The sequence below is a fragment of the Streptomyces sp. SLBN-31 genome (assembly GCF_006715395.1).
GTDB lineage: Bacteria > Actinomycetota > Actinomycetes > Streptomycetales > Streptomycetaceae > Streptomyces.
In genome coordinates this window covers 2,327,734-2,341,861 of sequence record NZ_VFNC01000001.1, presented here as the reverse complement: position 1 = coordinate 2,341,861, position 14,128 = coordinate 2,327,734, and the positions used below count along the sequence as shown (strand labels likewise).

At 72.9% G+C, this 14,128-nt stretch carries 11 protein-coding genes; 7 read left to right on the top strand and 4 right to left on the bottom strand.

Annotated elements, in window-relative coordinates:
- Nucleotides 1–3: 3 nt before the first annotated feature.
- From pcaG to FBY22_RS10685, 4 genes are all read left to right on the top strand, one after another.
- Nucleotides 4–609: a protocatechuate 3,4-dioxygenase subunit alpha gene (gene pcaG, locus FBY22_RS10700; protein WP_142144452.1), complete on the top strand. Its 606-nt coding sequence runs from the start codon at nucleotides 4–6 to the stop codon at nucleotides 607–609.
- Complete coding sequence (gene pcaB / locus FBY22_RS10695; protein WP_142144450.1) at nucleotides 606–1,940, top strand: 3-carboxy-cis,cis-muconate cycloisomerase; 1,335 nt, start codon at nucleotides 606–608, stop codon at nucleotides 1,938–1,940. The genes pcaG and pcaB overlap by 4 nt, the downstream gene beginning before the upstream one ends.
- Nucleotides 1,937–3,064, top strand: coding sequence for a 3-oxoadipate enol-lactonase (pcaD, locus tag FBY22_RS10690; RefSeq protein ID WP_142144448.1), 1,128 nt, complete (start codon nucleotides 1,937–1,939; stop codon nucleotides 3,062–3,064). The genes pcaB and pcaD overlap by 4 nt, the downstream gene beginning before the upstream one ends.
- A 63-nt stretch (nucleotides 3,065–3,127) precedes the next feature.
- Nucleotides 3,128–3,919: an SDR family NAD(P)-dependent oxidoreductase gene (locus tag FBY22_RS10685; protein ID WP_142144446.1), complete on the top strand. Its 792-nt coding sequence runs from the start codon at nucleotides 3,128–3,130 to the stop codon at nucleotides 3,917–3,919.
- A 7-nt stretch (nucleotides 3,920–3,926) separates the two neighbouring features.
- Here FBY22_RS10685 and FBY22_RS10680 read toward each other — a convergent pair whose 3' ends face one another.
- Entirely contained in the window at nucleotides 3,927–6,608 is a 2,682-nt protein-coding gene (locus tag FBY22_RS10680) for an AAA family ATPase (protein ID WP_142144444.1), read from the bottom strand.
- Between the two features lie 351 nt (nucleotides 6,609–6,959).
- On the opposite strand from FBY22_RS10680, the gene FBY22_RS10675 reads away from it, so the two are divergent.
- Entirely contained in the window at nucleotides 6,960–7,958 is a 999-nt protein-coding gene (locus FBY22_RS10675) for a DUF2510 domain-containing protein (protein ID WP_142144442.1), read from the top strand.
- Nucleotides 7,959–8,105: 147 nt separating this feature from the next.
- Here FBY22_RS10675 and FBY22_RS10670 read toward each other — a convergent pair whose 3' ends face one another.
- Nucleotides 8,106–8,720 carry a TetR/AcrR family transcriptional regulator gene (locus FBY22_RS10670; RefSeq protein ID WP_142144441.1) on the bottom strand — a complete coding sequence of 205 codons (615 nt, stop codon included), beginning with the start codon at nucleotides 8,718–8,720 and terminating at the stop codon, nucleotides 8,106–8,108.
- A 240-nt stretch (nucleotides 8,721–8,960) separates the two neighbouring features.
- Between FBY22_RS10670 and FBY22_RS10665 the strand changes: the two genes are divergently transcribed.
- Entirely contained in the window at nucleotides 8,961–9,755 is a 795-nt protein-coding gene (locus tag FBY22_RS10665; protein WP_142144439.1) for a phosphatase PAP2 family protein, read from the top strand.
- Nucleotides 9,752–10,696 (top strand): DUF4175 domain-containing protein, encoded by a 945-nt coding sequence (locus FBY22_RS10660; protein WP_142144437.1) that lies wholly within the window; start codon nucleotides 9,752–9,754, stop codon nucleotides 10,694–10,696. The genes FBY22_RS10665 and FBY22_RS10660 overlap by 4 nt, the downstream gene beginning before the upstream one ends.
- 28 nt (nucleotides 10,697–10,724) lie before the next feature.
- On the opposite strand, the gene FBY22_RS10655 is transcribed toward FBY22_RS10660, so the two are convergent.
- Nucleotides 10,725–11,606, bottom strand: a complete 882-nt coding sequence (locus FBY22_RS10655) for a phospholipid scramblase-related protein (protein WP_142144435.1) — start codon at nucleotides 11,604–11,606, stop codon at nucleotides 10,725–10,727.
- Nucleotides 11,607–11,699: 93 nt separating this feature from the next.
- Nucleotides 11,700–13,757, bottom strand: coding sequence for a phosphocholine-specific phospholipase C (locus FBY22_RS10650; RefSeq protein WP_142144433.1), 2,058 nt, complete (start codon nucleotides 13,755–13,757; stop codon nucleotides 11,700–11,702).
- Nucleotides 13,758–14,128: the final 371 nt, after the last annotated feature.

Genomic DNA, 14,128 nt, shown 5'->3' with positions numbered 1-14,128 from the left:
GCCATGACGAAGATCGACACCAGTCGGCCGGAGAGCGTGCTGCCCACCCCCTCGCACACCGTGGGCCCCTTCTACGGCTACGCGCTGCCCTTCCGCGGCGGCGAGGACATCGCGCCCCACGGACACCCGGACACGATCACGGTCCACGGCTACGTCCTCGACGGCGAGGGCCAGCCGCTGCCCGACGCGTTCGTGGAGCTGTGGGGCGCCGACCCGGACGGCAACGTGTCCACCACCGACGGCTCCATACGGCGCGACCCGGCCTCCGGCGACTACCTGGGCCGCAACGGCGTGGAGTTCACCGGCTGGGGACGCATCCAGACCGACGCCAACGGCCACTGGTACGCGCGCACCCTGCGTCCGGGCGCCCGGGGGCACAGCGCGCCGTACCTGAGCGTGTGCGTCTTCGCGCGCGGACTGCTGGTGCACCTGTTCACCCGGATCTACCTGCCGGGCGACGAGGCGGCGCACGCGGACGACCCGCTGCTCGCGCAGCTGGCGGCGGACCGCCGCGACACGCTGATCGCCAAGGACGAGGGCAACAGCACCTACCGTTTCGACATCCGCCTTCAGGGCGAAGGCGAGACGGTCTTCCTGGAGTACCAGTGACTTCTGTCGGTCCCGACGACACCGGCCTGCTCGCCCCCGGGTGGGCAGGCTCCCCCGCCGCCTCCGCGACCTCCGACACGGCGTTCCTGCAGGCCCTGCTCGACGCGGAGGCGGCCCTGACCCGCGCCCAGGCCGCCCGGGGCCTCGCCCCGGCCGAGGCCGCCACCGCGGTCAGCGAGGCGGCCGACGCCGCCCGTTTCGACGTGCGCTCCCTCGCCGGGCGCGCCCGCTCCGGCGGCAACCCGGTCATCCCCCTGGTCGCGGACCTGACGAAGAGCGTCGGGGGGGAGTACGGCCCCTACGTCCACCGGGGCGCCACCAGCCAGGACATCATGGACACGGCGATGATGCTGGTCGCGGTGCGGGCCACGGAGCCCGCCCTGGCCGACCTCGCCCGCACGGAGCGGGCGCTGGCCCGGCTCGCCGCCGACCACCGCGACACCCCGATGCCGGGCCGGACGCTCACCCAGCACGCCGTACCGACGACGTTCGGGCTGAAGGCGGCCGGCTGGCGCTCCCTGGTCCTCGACGCACGCGACCGCGTCACCCGGGTCCGGGACACCCTGCCCGCCCAACTCGGCGGCGCCGCCGGGACACTGGCGGCCTTCACGGTGTACGGCGCCGCGGACCCGGTGGACCTCACCGCGGCCTACGCCGGTGAACTCGGCCTCGCCGCCCCGCTCCTGCCCTGGCACACCCTGCGCACCCCGGTCGCCGACCTCGCCGGCTGCCTGGCCTTCACGGCCGGAGCACTGGGCAAGATCGCGGCGGACGTCCTGGTTCTCGGCCGCACCGAGATCGCCGAGGTCGCGGAGGGCAGCGGCGGCGGCTCCTCCGCGATGCCGCACAAGGCCAACCCCGTGCGGTCCACTCTGATCGCGGCCGCCGCCCGGCGCGCCCCGCAGCTCGCGGCCACGCTGTACGCCTCGATGGCTTCCGAGGACGAACGGCCCGCCGGGGCCTGGCACGCCGAGTGGGAGCCGCTGCGGGACCTGCTGCGGCTGGCCGGCGGGGCCGCCCGGGACGCCGCCGAACTGACCGAGGGGCTGCGGGTGGACGCCGACGCGATGCGCGAACACCTCGGCCTCACCCACGGGTTGATCGTCTCGGAGCGGCTGTCCGCCGAGCTGGCCGCGGTGCTCGGGCGGGCCCGCGCCAAGGAACTGCTGACCGAGCTCGCCCGGCGGACCTACGCCGAGGGCCGCCCGCTCGGCGAACTCCTCGCCGAGCAGCCGGAACTGAAGGACGCCGACCTCGGCGAGCTCACCGACCCCACCCGTTACACCGGCTCCGCCGGAGCCCTCACCGACCGTGCTCTGGAGCGACGTTGACCGACAAACTCCTCAACCACCGTGCCGAGGGTCCCGCATCGGCGCCCGCGCTGCTGCTCGGGCCCTCGCTCGGCACGTCGTACGCGCTGTGGGACCAGGTCGCGCCCGAGCTGTCCGCCACCCACCGCGTGATCCGCTGGGACCTGCCCGGGCACGGTGGGTCCGCCCCCGGCCTGATCGGCCCCGGCGCCACCGTCGGCGACCTGGCCGGCCTGGTGCTCGCCCTCGCCGACTCCCTCGGCATCGAGCGGTTCGCCTACGCGGGTGTGTCCCTGGGCGGCGCCGTCGGTCTGCACCTCGCCCTGCACCACCCCGAGCGCGTCTCCTCGCTGGCCGTGATCTGCGCCTCCGCGCACTTCAACGGGCCCGGGCCGTGGCAGGAGCGGGCCGAACGGGTGCGCCGGGAGGGACTGGACTGGCTCGTCGAGAGCGCCCCGGCACGCTGGTTCCCCGACGGGTTCACGATCCCGGAACTCGTGCGGGACCAGGGTGCCGCCGACCCCGAGGCGTACGCCGCCTGCTGCGACGCGCTGGCCGCCTACGACCTGCGCGACCGGCTCCCCGAACTCTCCGTCCGCACCCTGCTGATCGCCGGCCGCGAGGACCGGGCGACCCCGCCCCCGCATCTGCGCGAGATCGCCGACGCCGTCCCCGGCTCCACGCTCGTGGAGCTGCCCGGGGCCGGCCACCTCGCGCCCGCACAGTGCCCGCAGGCCGTGCTGACGGCCCTGCGGGCCCACCTCGACGGCGGCGCCGAGCGCGGCATGGCGGTGCGGCGCGAGGTGCTCGGCGACACCCACGTCGACCGCGCCCAGGCCCGCCAGACCCCCTTCACCGCCCCCTTCCAGGACTTCATCTCGCGCTACGCCTGGGGCGAGATCTGGACCGACCCGACGCTCTCGCGCCGCGAACGCAGCATGATCACGCTGACCGCGCTGGTCGCGCACGGCCACTACGAGGAACTGGCCATGCACGTACGCGCGGCCCGGCGCAACGGTCTCACCCCCGAGGAGATCGGCGCGGTGCTGCTGCAGACGGCCGTGTACTGCGGGGTCCCGGCGGCCAACGCGGCGTTCGCGACGGCTCAGCGCGTCCTCGCCGAGGAGACCGAAGCGGAAGGGTGACCCTGCTGGTCGTAGCCTCAGCAGCACCTCGCACATGCCCCGCCGCGTGCCTACGGTGGGGGCATGTCCACCATTCTCATCACCGGCGCCACCTCGGGCCTGGGCCGCTACCTCGCCTTCGAGCTGGTCCGCTCCGGACACGTCGTCCTCGCCCACGGCCGCGACGCCGGGCGTACCGAGCGGCTCGTCGAGGAGCTGCGCACCGAGGGCGACGCCGAGGGGTTTGTCGCCGACCTGGCCTCACTGGCGCGGGTGCGCGAGCTGGGCGCCCACGTGGCCGACGCGCATCCCGACCTGGACGTCCTGATCAACAACGCCGGTGTCGGGGCGGGCGCGCCCGGCGCGGCGCGGGAGTTGAGCGCCGACGGCCACGAACTGCGCCTGGCCGTGAACTACTTGGCGCCGGTGGTGCTGACCCGCACGTTGCTGCCGGTGCTCCGCGCGAACACACCGGCCCGGATCGTCAACGTGGGTTCGGTGGGCCAGGATCCCCTCGACTTCGACGACGTCGAGTTCCGTCGGGGCTACGACGGCTTCGCGGCCTACCGCCGCGCCAAGTTCGCCCTGGCCGCCCACACCTTCGACCTCGCGGAGGAGCTGGCGGACACCGGTGTCGCCGTGAACGTCCTGCACCCGGCGACCTTCATGGACACGGCGATGGTCCGGGAGGGCGGCGTCACCCCGTGGAACACGGTGGCGGACGGCGCACCGGGTGTACTGGCCCTGGCGACGAAGGACTTGGGCACGGGCGGCTACTTCGACGGCACGAGCCGGTCGAGGGCGCACGAGCTGACGTACGACCGCCAGGTGCGCAGGCGGCTGTCGGTGGTGACGGACCAGCTCCTGGCGCTGTGACGCGCCTTCAGCGCAGGCCCCGTCCCGTCTCCAGCACCTCCCGGGCCGTCGCCACCAGACCGTCCGCGCCGCACGAACGCGCCAGCGCCAGGCCCCGGTTGATCTCCGCCACCGACCGCGCGGCGATCCCGTACTCCAAGCGGGCCGCCGCGTGCTCGTACTGGCAGGGGGAGGCCTCCAGGTAGGCGACCGCCTGGGCGGCCAGCCGGACCGCCCGTTGCCCGGTCTCCAGCGCCGCGGCACACCGCAGGGCCTCGCCGATGGCCGTGTCCGTGCCGAACCGTTCGGCCTGCCGGCGGGCGTCGGAGGCGAGCCGGGCCGCCCGGGCCGGGTCCTCCGTGGCGAGGGCGCGCGCCAGGTCGAGGGCCCAGGGGACGGCCACGGGGTTGTGGTGACCGCGGGCCGCGGCGGCCTTCTCGGCCTCCTCCAGTTCGTTGATGCCGTCCTTGGTGCGGCCGACGGCGAGCAGCAGCCTGCCGCGGACGGAACGCACGTCGGGCATCACGATGGTGGAGGGGTAGGGCGGGGCGAAGCCGTACTGCTCGGCGATCTCCCAGGCCTCCACGACATGGCCGCGGGCCAGCAGGGTGTCGACGAGGTTGCAGGTCACGGTCCAGTACAGCGGCAGTCCACGGCCGACCCGCTCGGCGAGACGCAGCGACTCGCGCAGGGAGGTCTCCGCCTCCCGCAGCCGGCCGCGCCTGCGGTGCGCGAGGCCGACGTAGGCGTGCGCCAGGACGAGGTGACCGCCACTCCAGCCCGCCGACTCGTAGGCGCGCAGGGCCTCGGTGCACAGGCTCTCGGCACGGTCCAGGCGGTCGGTGTGGGCGTAGGAGCTGGCCAGCATCAGCAGGAGTTCGATGCCCCACTCGGTGTCGGTCCAGCCGAGTCCGGGGGCGAGGCGGCCGTTGACCAGGGAGCGGTCGCAGTACTCGACGACCTCCTCGGCGTTCTCGCCGTGGATCAGGGCGTCGAAGCCGCGCAGCATCAGCAGGGCGCGCTCGGAGTTGTCGCGGCCGGTGCAGGTCGCGGCGAGTGCGGCGAGGCGCTCGGAGCGGTCCGGGGAGACGGCCTCACCGGCTATGCCCTCCCACATGAACCGCACCGCCTGCAGCCGCAGTTTGGCGGGACCGTCCTCGTGCCGGGCGGCCTCCGCCTCGACCGTGCGGACGGCCTCCTCCAGCTGGTCGTTGTGCAGCAGGGCCTGGGAGAGGCGGAAGACGGCGTCCACCCGCTCGTCGCCGGCGAGGCCGGGCATGCCCAGCGCGGACTGGAGATGGTCGATGGTGACGGCGGGCGCGGTCAGCAGGGTGGCGCAACCGAGTTCGTAGAGCACGCGCGCGTGGACCTCGGGGGTCGGCGGTTCCAGCAGGGCGCGTTCCAGGCAGCGGCGGGCCGCGTCCGGGGCACCGACGGCGAGGTGTTCGCGGGCGGCCTCGCGCAGCTGCTCGACGAGTTCCTCGTCGTCGTCCGGGTGCACCTGCAGCAGGTGCCGGGAGGCCATGGCGGCGCCGAGCCCGGAGTCGGTGATGACCTGGGCGGCGATGCCGTGCATGGCGGTGCGCAGGGCGTCGGGGATGGAGTGGTAGACGGCGGTGGCGATCAGCGGGTGGACGAACTCCAGCTCGCCGTCGCCGGCCGGGCCGGCCGACGGGTCGGGTTCGGAGAGGATGCGGGCGCCCTTGAGCAGTTCGGCGCAGCGCGCCGCCGCGTCGTGATCCATGGTGGCGAGCTTGGCGACGAGGCGGACGGTGATGCCGGTGCCGAGGATGGCGGCGGCCCAGGCGAACCGGGTGGCGTCGATGCCGAGTTCCTCCAGGCGGGCGACGAGTCCGCCGCCGCGGGCCGAGCGGTTGAGGGCGCGCAGTTCGGCGGCGGAGCCCTCGGTCGGCTCCAGCTCGCTGTCCTGGACCTTGGCGAGGAGTTCGACGGTCTCGTACGGGTTGCCGCCGGTGACGGCCCAGACCTCGCGGCAGAACGGGGCGTCGGCGTGCGCGCCGAGGGTGGCGCGGGTGAGGCCGGCGGTGGCGTCCGGGGTGAGGGCGCTCAGCAGGGTGCCGGGGCGGCCCGCGGTGGCGGCGACCGTCTCGAGGAGACGGGCGCTCTCGCCGCTGACCTCGCCGGGACGGCGTGCCACGACGACCAGGACGGACAGGTCGTCGAGGCGTTCGGCGAACGCGGCGAGCCAGCGCAGGGTCTCCTGGTCGGCCCAGTGGGCGTCGTCGACGAGCAGCACCAGGGGCCAGTCGCGCCGGGCGAGCCTGCGTACGGCGGCGACGAGGCCGTCGCGCACGCCCTGCGGGTCGGCCTGCCGCTCGCCGGGCTCGGTGATGCCGAGGGCGGGACCCGCGACCTCGTACCAGTCGCCGAGGTACTCGCGCGCCTCCTCCGGCATCAGTGACACCAGGGCGGGCTGCAGCAGCTGGCGGACCACGTTGAAGGGCACGGACCTGAGGGTCTCGCCGCCGCGGGCCGACCAGACCGTGCAGCCGCGCCGCTCCGCCATGCGGCGGGTCTCGGCCAGCAGGGCGGTCTTGCCCAGGCCCGCCTCGCCCTGGACCATCAGCAGGCTGCCCGAGGACGAGCGGTCGGCGCGCAGGGTGTCGACCGCCTGTGCGACGGCGGCGAGTTCCTCGTCCCGCTCCCACAGGGAGGCCGAGGCGGCCTCCATGGGCCGTACCTCCGTCATCCCGCTACCTCCCCAAGTCGCCCGAACGACGTACAGATCTCGAGCGTAGCGGCCCGGTCGGGCGAGTGGAGGCCGGTCGGGGCAGCTGTTGCCGTGATGGGTGACAGCGGGTGCGAGCGGGCGACGCGCCGAGGTCCTGACCTGCGGGTGAGCAGCCGACGGATCGTCAAAAGGCGTTCAGGACCCGGCTGTTTCACGCCAACGCGGGAACGGGCGGGGCACGTTCGCGGTAAAGGGGCCGCCGGGGCGGCCTTGTCGAGGGGCGGGTGAGCGGGCGCACGACCGGACGGTCGTGGGCCGAAGGCCGGATCCTCTCATCCCGCTTTCACCGACGCCTCATACGGTGGGGGCATGACGCAGGTGACTCCTCCCGGGTGGTATCCCGACCCGGGGCAGACGAGTGAGGGTCCCGCCACCGAGCGCTGGTGGGACGGCAAGGCATGGACGGACCGGACCCGCCCCGCGGGCTCGGCCGCCGTATGGGGTCCCCCGGCGCAGTCGCCGATGGCGGGACCGGATCCGGCGTACGCGGCGTATCCCACCTATCCGGCGTTCCCCGCCCAGCCGCCGCCGCACGCTCCGCGGCGCGGGCTGCACACGGGGACAGCCGTCGCCGTGGCGGCGGCGGTCCTCGCGAGCATCGGTGTGGGCGTGTGGGCGCTGACCGGCGACGGCGGCTCGGGCGGCGGTGCCGCGAACTCCCAGCGGGGTCCGGGTGGACAGGGCGCGCCGTTCGACGGCGAGGGCGGTTCGCCGGGCGGCTCCGGCGGCCCGGACGGCGGGCAGTCCCCGGCCCCCGGTCAGTCCGAGGCCCCGAAGATCAAGAGCGGTTCGGTGACCGACCCGATCAGCGGCATCAGCCTGCCCATACCGGCGGACTGGTACGGGCAGCAGCTCCAGGTGGGCGCCTCAATCACGTCGAACGACTCCTACAAGTGCCCCGGTGACACCTCGAAGAAATGCACCAAGGGCGGCGCGTACTCGGCTCCGGCCCAGGTGCTCAGGACCTCGGGCAGCACGGCCGAGGAGGTCGCGAAGGCCGACATCCAGGCGAACGCCACGCAGTCCTACGGCGGCAAGACCTACGGTTCGATCACCTCGCACCAGGTGCTCGGCTCCAAGGCGGTCACGGTGGCCGGGCAGAAGGGCTACATGGTCCGCTGGAAGGCGGTCACCAGCAACGGCTCCGACGGCTACGTCGAGTCGCTCGCCTTCCCCTCCCCCGCCAACCCCGCGAACATCGTCGTGGTGCGCTTCGGCGTCGACGTCGGCGAGAAGCAGTCGGTCATCGACGAGATCACCAAGGGCATCGAGGTCTCGACCGACAGCGGCGACGGCAGCAACGTCTGAGGCCGGCCCCGGCACAGGTCGGCCGGGTGGAGCGCCCCTCCGCTCAAGGGGCACCCCACCCGGCCGGGGAGTGCGCGCCGCCCCCGTCCCCACGGTGCGGCGCGACCGGGCCGCCGTCCAGTCATCCCGTGGACGGCGACCCGGGTCTCAGGTGAGTCCGAGCGCGGGCAGCACGGCGGCCTCCACGAAGCGGACCAGATAGTCGGGGTCGGCGTACTCGCCGTCCACGACGGGCCGGGCGCGGGCGACCCCGAACATCTGCGCGGGGATGTACTCCAGCGCCGGATGGTCGGCGGCGATCTCGCCGCGTGCCACCCCGCGCCGGAGCAACTCCTTCAGTGCGGCGATCTCCGGGTAGACGATCGCCTCGCGCAGGGCCTGCGCGAGGTCGGCGTCCTGGGTGACGGCGTGCCCGAGGGCCTGCAGCAGTTTGGTGTCGTTGGTCGACCAGCGGCCCACGGCCCGCGCGGCCTCGCGCAGGTCACCGGCGAGCGAGCCGGTGTCGATGCCCTCGAACCGGGACCTGCGGCGTGAGCGCAGCGCGGCGACCACGAACTGGGGCTTGGTCTTCCACTGCCGGTAGAGCGTGGACTTGCTGCAGCGCGTGCTGGCGGCGACGCCTTCCATGGTGACGGCGTCGTACCCGCACTCGCGGACCTGTTCGAGCACGGCGTCGAAGAACTCCTGCTCACGCTCGGGCGTGATCTTGGAGCGGCGCGAGGCGGCGACCGTCTCCGGTCCGTCCGCTGCCTGCGACGTCATGTGCTCGTCTCCCCTCTGCGTCGGCTCGGAGTCGGGTGGGACTCCACCACGACTCTATTCCCACAAGCCACTGTGTCCTTCCTCAATCGATACGTCAGTGTACCGGAACGCTGTCGTATCGGTACACTCACGTATCGGAACGCTTCCGTTTCGGGACGTTGGCGTACCGATGAGTTCCGGCCGCGACAGGGGTCTCGACTCGCACCACCACACGCACCTCGTCAGCGAAGGGGCCGGGGGATGACAGCCCACACCGAGCCTGCAGAAGGAGAGGCCCGCGCGACCGCGCGGCCTCCGCTCGTCCGTGAGCTCCTGCTCGTGGCAGGGCTCTTCCTCGTCTACAAACTCGGCCGGCAGCTGGCGACCGGCCACACCGGCGAGGCGATCCACAACGCGCACCGCGTGTGGGACCTGGAACGAGCGGTCCGTCTGCCCGGCGAGGGCTCGGTGCAGTCCGCCCTGCTGCACGGCGACACGCTCGTGCACCTGGCGAACACCTACTACGCCACCGTCCACTTCCCCGCCACGGTGGCCTTCCTGGTCTGGCTGTACCTGCGGCGGCCCGCGCACTACGTCTGGGCCCGCCGGGTCCTCGCCACGGTCACCTCCGCCGCCCTGGTACTGCCGTTCGTGTTTCCGCTGGCCCCGCCGCGCATGCTGGCCGGAACGGGCCTGATCGACACCGCCAGGGTCTACGGCCCCTCGGTGTACGGGCCGCCGTCCTCGGACCACCTGTCGAACCAGTTCGCGGCGATGCCGTCGCTGCACTTCGGCTGGGCCCTGATGGTGGCCGTCGGCCTGATCGCGGCCACCCGGTCCCGGTGGCGCCTGCTGTGGCTGCTGCACCCGCTGGTCACCCTGCTGGTCATCGTCGGGACGGCGAACCATTACTGGCTCGACGCGATCGTGGCGACCGCGATGCTCGGTACGGCGCTCGCCCTGATCCACCGGCCGCGGCACACAATCTCCACGGCGGGCCGGGGCGGCGCCGCGCCCGCCGTCGAGGACAAGATCCTGGTGGGAGCGGCCCGATGACCGCCACACTCGTCGCCGTCGCCCTGTCCCTGGTCTCCGCCGTCGCCTACGCGGCCGCGGCCGTCGCCCAGGAGCGGCTCGCCGCCCGCAGCTCCGGCACCGGCACGCTCCGCCTGCTGGCCGCCGGCGCCTGGTGGGCCTCCGTCGGTCTGAACGCGGGGGCGGCCCTGCTGCACGTCGTGGCCCTCAAGTACGGCCCGCTCACCGTCGTACAGCCCCTCGGCGCGCTGACCCTGGTCGCCGCGGTGCCGATGGGGGCCCGGGTGGCCGGGCGGAAGGTGAGCTCCGCCGAGTGGCGGGGCACCGCGCTGACGCTGGCAGGACTGGGCGCGATCCTGGTCACCGCTTCGGGGCAGGCACCGGAGGCCGTGCTGAGCGTGCCCGAGGCGCTCGCGGTCGCCGGCGGTACGGCCGCGCTCATCGGGGCGCTGGCCCGGCCGGGCGCCAAGCCGGGGCTGCGACACGCCACCGCGTCGGGCTTCGCCTCGGGTGTCGCCTCGGCTCTCACCCAGACCGTGACGGTGGCGGCGACGGACCGCTCGGGTTCACTGCTGAGCTGGCAGGTGATCGGCGTGGCCCTGCTGGTCGCCGCGTTCGCGGCGGGCGGACTGCTGTTGTCGCAGACGGCCTACCGGGGTGGCCTCGGCGCACCCCTCGCCATGGTGACGCTGGCGAACCCCCTGGCCGCCGCGGTGATCGGCCTCACGCTGCTCGGCGAACGGCTGCAGGGCGGGGCGGCGGGCATCCTGCTCGCCCTCGCGGGGGCGGGCCTGGCCTCCTGGGGCGTGGTCCTGCTGACCCGGACGGCCCCCGCCTTCGTCCCGGCGGACGAGGAGCACCCGGTGGCGGCCGTCCTGGCCCTGGAGCCCGAATCGGCGCTGCTGGAGAACCCGTTGGTGCCCCGGCAGCCGGCCGACCCGGGCCACCTGACGCCGCTCTGACCCCGCACCGGCCCGCCGCCGGCCCGGGCTAGCCCAGTCCGCGCGAGTCCTGCTTCAATGCCGTGTCCACCGTCAGCGCCGTGGCCACCACCAGGCTCAGCAGCGGCTCCGGCAACTGGTAGTGGATCTGCAGCACGTAGTTGTCCGCGGTGGTGAACATCGTCTTGGCGAGCCCCTCCCACGTCTTCGTGATCCGGGCGACCTCGTTGCCCGCGTGATCGGCGATCGCGAAGTTCCAGGCCCGCCAGTTCTCCGCCTTGATCGCCCCGACCTGCTCGCCGTTCACGACCATCGCGAAGTTGATCTTCCCGATCATGTTCTGCTGCACGATCTCACCGACCGGCGAGCCGTCCGGACGGGACACGATGACCCGGGACTTGAACACCTTCGCGGGCCGGGTCAGCACCAACTGCGGCTGTCCGTGGGCGTCCCGGATCTCCAGCCGGTGCGTCATGAACTGGTCGAGGCTGGAGACGAACCGCACCGCCTTCTTCAGCGCGCTCTGCCCGACCTCGGTCACCGAGCCGATCTGGTTGCCGTTCTGATCCATGACCGTGTACTCGTTGGTCAGCTCGATCAGCTTGGCCTTCTGGTTGACCACCAGGACCGGCTCGGTGAACAGGCTGCCGCCACCGGGGCCGCTGGGCGCGACCCCGGCCTGCTGCTGCACCTGATGCTGCACCCGCGGGTCGGGCGCGGCGGGCTGCTGCGGTACCTGCTGCATCGGCTGCTGCTGCGGTGCCTGCTGGGGCATCGGCTGCGGCGGTGCCTGCTGAGCGACGGCCTGCGGTTGCTGCTGGTCCGCGTGGGTGTTCTGGGTCCACTGGGCGCCGTCCCAGTAGCGGAGGGTCTGCGGCGCTCCGTGCGGATCCGGATACCAGCCAGCAGATGTGTTCGATTGTGTGGTCACCGGGGCACACTACCCCGGCACCACCCACGCCCCGCCAGTCCCGGCAACACCGCCATCATCACCTTTTACCCAGCCCCTCGCATCGCCTTTTACTCAGGCGGTGATCAGAGCCGGGTCGCTCACGCCGGGCCGCCCGTTCTCGACGTGCCCGGCGAACCGCCGCAGGAACGCCGGGTCGGCCTCGGAGGTGACGGTGAGGTCATACCAGCGCCGGCTCGCCGCCAGGTCGACGGTGTGCTTCACCGTGGCGCCGGGCCGCACCGTGAGAAACCGTGTCCTGCAGCCGTAGCCGCCGCTCAGCTTCAGACGGACCGTGCCGGAGCCCTTGTTGGTCAGGGTCAGCTCGATGGCGTCGCCCCTGTGGCGGGCGGTGACCTCGGGTCCCGCAGTCTTGTTCACACCCTTGAAGGCGCGCAGGAAGCCGTTGGGGCCGTGCACGGTCAGGTCGTACGAGCCGCTGGAATACGCGGAGTTCCAGGTGTCCGCCACCGTCCTGCCGGCCTCGGTGGTGTAACTCCACGGCCCGTCGGTGCGGTTGGCGGAGGTGACCAGGAAGGCGGCGCCCGCCTTCGCCCCCGAGGCGAAGGTGAGGGTGATCTTCCCGGCGGCCGTGTCCACCGAACCGTCCACGTACGGGGCGTACTTGAGCGGACGGGCGGGGCGCAGGCCGCGCTCCTGCTTCGGCAGCGTGCCGTCGGCCGGCGGGGTCGGCACGTAGTCGGGGTGGCGGTTGTGGTCCGGCGGCAGATAACCGTCGGTGTCGGGCAGGGCGACCGGCCGGACGTCCCTGTGGGAGAAGTCGAAGGCCGAGGTCAGGTCGCCGCAGATGGCGCGTCGCCAGGGCGAGATGTTCGGCTCGTGCACCCCGAAGCGGCGCTCCATGAACCGGATGACGGAGGTGTGGTCCATCGTCTCGGAGCAGACGTAACCGCCCTTGCTCCAGGGCGAGACGACGAGCATCGGCACCCGCTGGCCGAGCCCGTAGGGGCCGGCCGGGTGGCTGCCGTCGCCCTTGAACAGGTCGGGGCCGACGTCGACGGTCGACTTGCCCTGCGCGGCCGAGCCGGGAGCGAAGGGCGGGATCTGGTGGTCGAAGAAACCGTCGTTCTCGTCGTAGGTGATGAACAGGGCCGTCTTCGCCCACACCTTCGGGTCGGAGGTCAGCGCGTCCAGCACCTGGGCGATGTACCAGGCACCGTAGTTGGCGGGCCAGTTGGGGTGTTCGGTGAAGGCCTCGGGGGCCACGATCCAGGAGATCTGCGGCAGCTTGCCGCCCTTGACGTCGGCCTTCAGCAGGTCGAAGAAGCCCTCGCCCTTGCGGGCGTCGGTGCCGGTGCGGGCCTTGTCGTAGAGGGGGGTGCCGGGCTGGGCGTTCTGGTACTGCTTGAAGTACAGCAGCGAGTTGTCGCCGTAGTTGCCGCGGTAGGCGTCCTGGATCCAGCCCCAGCCGCCGGCCGCGTCGAGGCCGTCGCCGACGTCCTGGTAGATCTTCCAGGAGACGCCGGCCTTCTCCAGGCGCTCGGGATAGGTGGTCCAGGCGTAGCCCGCCTCGTCGTTGCCGAGGACCGGGCCGCCGCCCTGGCCGTCGTTGCCCGTGTACCCGGTCCACATGTAGTAGCGGTTGGGGTCGGTCGAGCCGATGAACGAGCAGTGGTAGGCGTCGCAGACGGTGAAGGAGTCGGCGAGCGCGTAGTGGAACGGGATGTCCTCGCGGGTCAGGTAGGCCATCGTCGTGGAGCCCTTGGACGGCACCCACTTGTCGTACCTGCCCCCGTTGAAGGCGGCGTGTCCGTCGTTCCAGCCGTGCGGAAGGTCCTGGATGAAGGCCAGGCCCAGGTCGTCGGCGTCCGGGTGGAAGGGCAGGATGTCCTTGCCGTTGGCGTCGGCCTGGTACCAGACCGGCTTGCCGTCCTGCCGGGTCACGGCCGGGCGCGGGTCGCCGAAGCCGCGGACGCCTCTGAGAGTGCCGAAGTAGTGGTCGAAAGAACGGTTCTCCTGCATCAGGACGACGATGTGCTCGACATCCTCGATCGACCCCGTGCGATGGTTCGCGGGCAGCGCGGCGGCGCGCTGGATGCTGCTGGACAGGGCGGTGAAGGCGCTTGTGGCGCCCGCGAGTTGGAGGAATCGGCGCCGATTGACTTCGGGCATGGGTGAGTGCCTCTCATCCTGGGTGCGGATGGCCGGAACGTGACGGATTGCGCGCGGTGCGAGTGTTCCAAGAGCGACGAACGTCAGGGAAGGGTGCGGTGGCGTCCGCGTGAAAGTCGTCGGTACGGGGAGTGAGCCGACCTGCCGCAGCCGTAGCGCCTGCGATCGCGATGACCAGGTGCCGGACGGCGCAGCGCGAAAGCCGGTGTCACCGCCGGCACAACTGCCTGCCCTGGCGGGGCTGCTGCTGTCGGCGCGATGATCACGTCTGCTCCAGGAGCACGCCCGCAGCCCGCCCTTCACCGAACTCGCCGGGCGGCTTGAGCGCCTGACGGCGTAGGCCGAGTAGGCGCGGGGTAGAGGGCTCCTGT

Excerpts from the sequence above, each read along its gene's own strand:
- pcaG (WP_142144452.1), top strand. The coding sequence starts at position 4 with ATGACGAAGATCGACACCAGTCGGCCGGAGAGCGTGCTGCCCACCCCC.
- FBY22_RS10685 (WP_142144446.1), top strand. The coding sequence starts at position 3,128 with ATGTCCACCATTCTCATCACCGGCGCCACCTCGGGCCTGGGCCGCTAC.
- FBY22_RS10680 (WP_142144444.1), bottom strand. The coding sequence starts at position 6,608 with ATGACGGAGGTACGGCCCATGGAGGCCGCCTCGGCCTCCCTGTGGGAG.
- FBY22_RS10675 (WP_142144442.1), top strand. The coding sequence starts at position 6,960 with ATGACGCAGGTGACTCCTCCCGGGTGGTATCCCGACCCGGGGCAGACG.
- FBY22_RS10670 (WP_142144441.1), bottom strand. The coding sequence starts at position 8,720 with ATGACGTCGCAGGCAGCGGACGGACCGGAGACGGTCGCCGCCTCGCGC.
- FBY22_RS10665 (WP_142144439.1), top strand. The coding sequence starts at position 8,961 with ATGACAGCCCACACCGAGCCTGCAGAAGGAGAGGCCCGCGCGACCGCG.
- FBY22_RS10660 (WP_142144437.1), top strand. The coding sequence starts at position 9,752 with ATGACCGCCACACTCGTCGCCGTCGCCCTGTCCCTGGTCTCCGCCGTC.
- FBY22_RS10650 (WP_142144433.1), bottom strand. The coding sequence starts at position 13,757 with ATGCCCGAAGTCAATCGGCGCCGATTCCTCCAACTCGCGGGCGCCACA.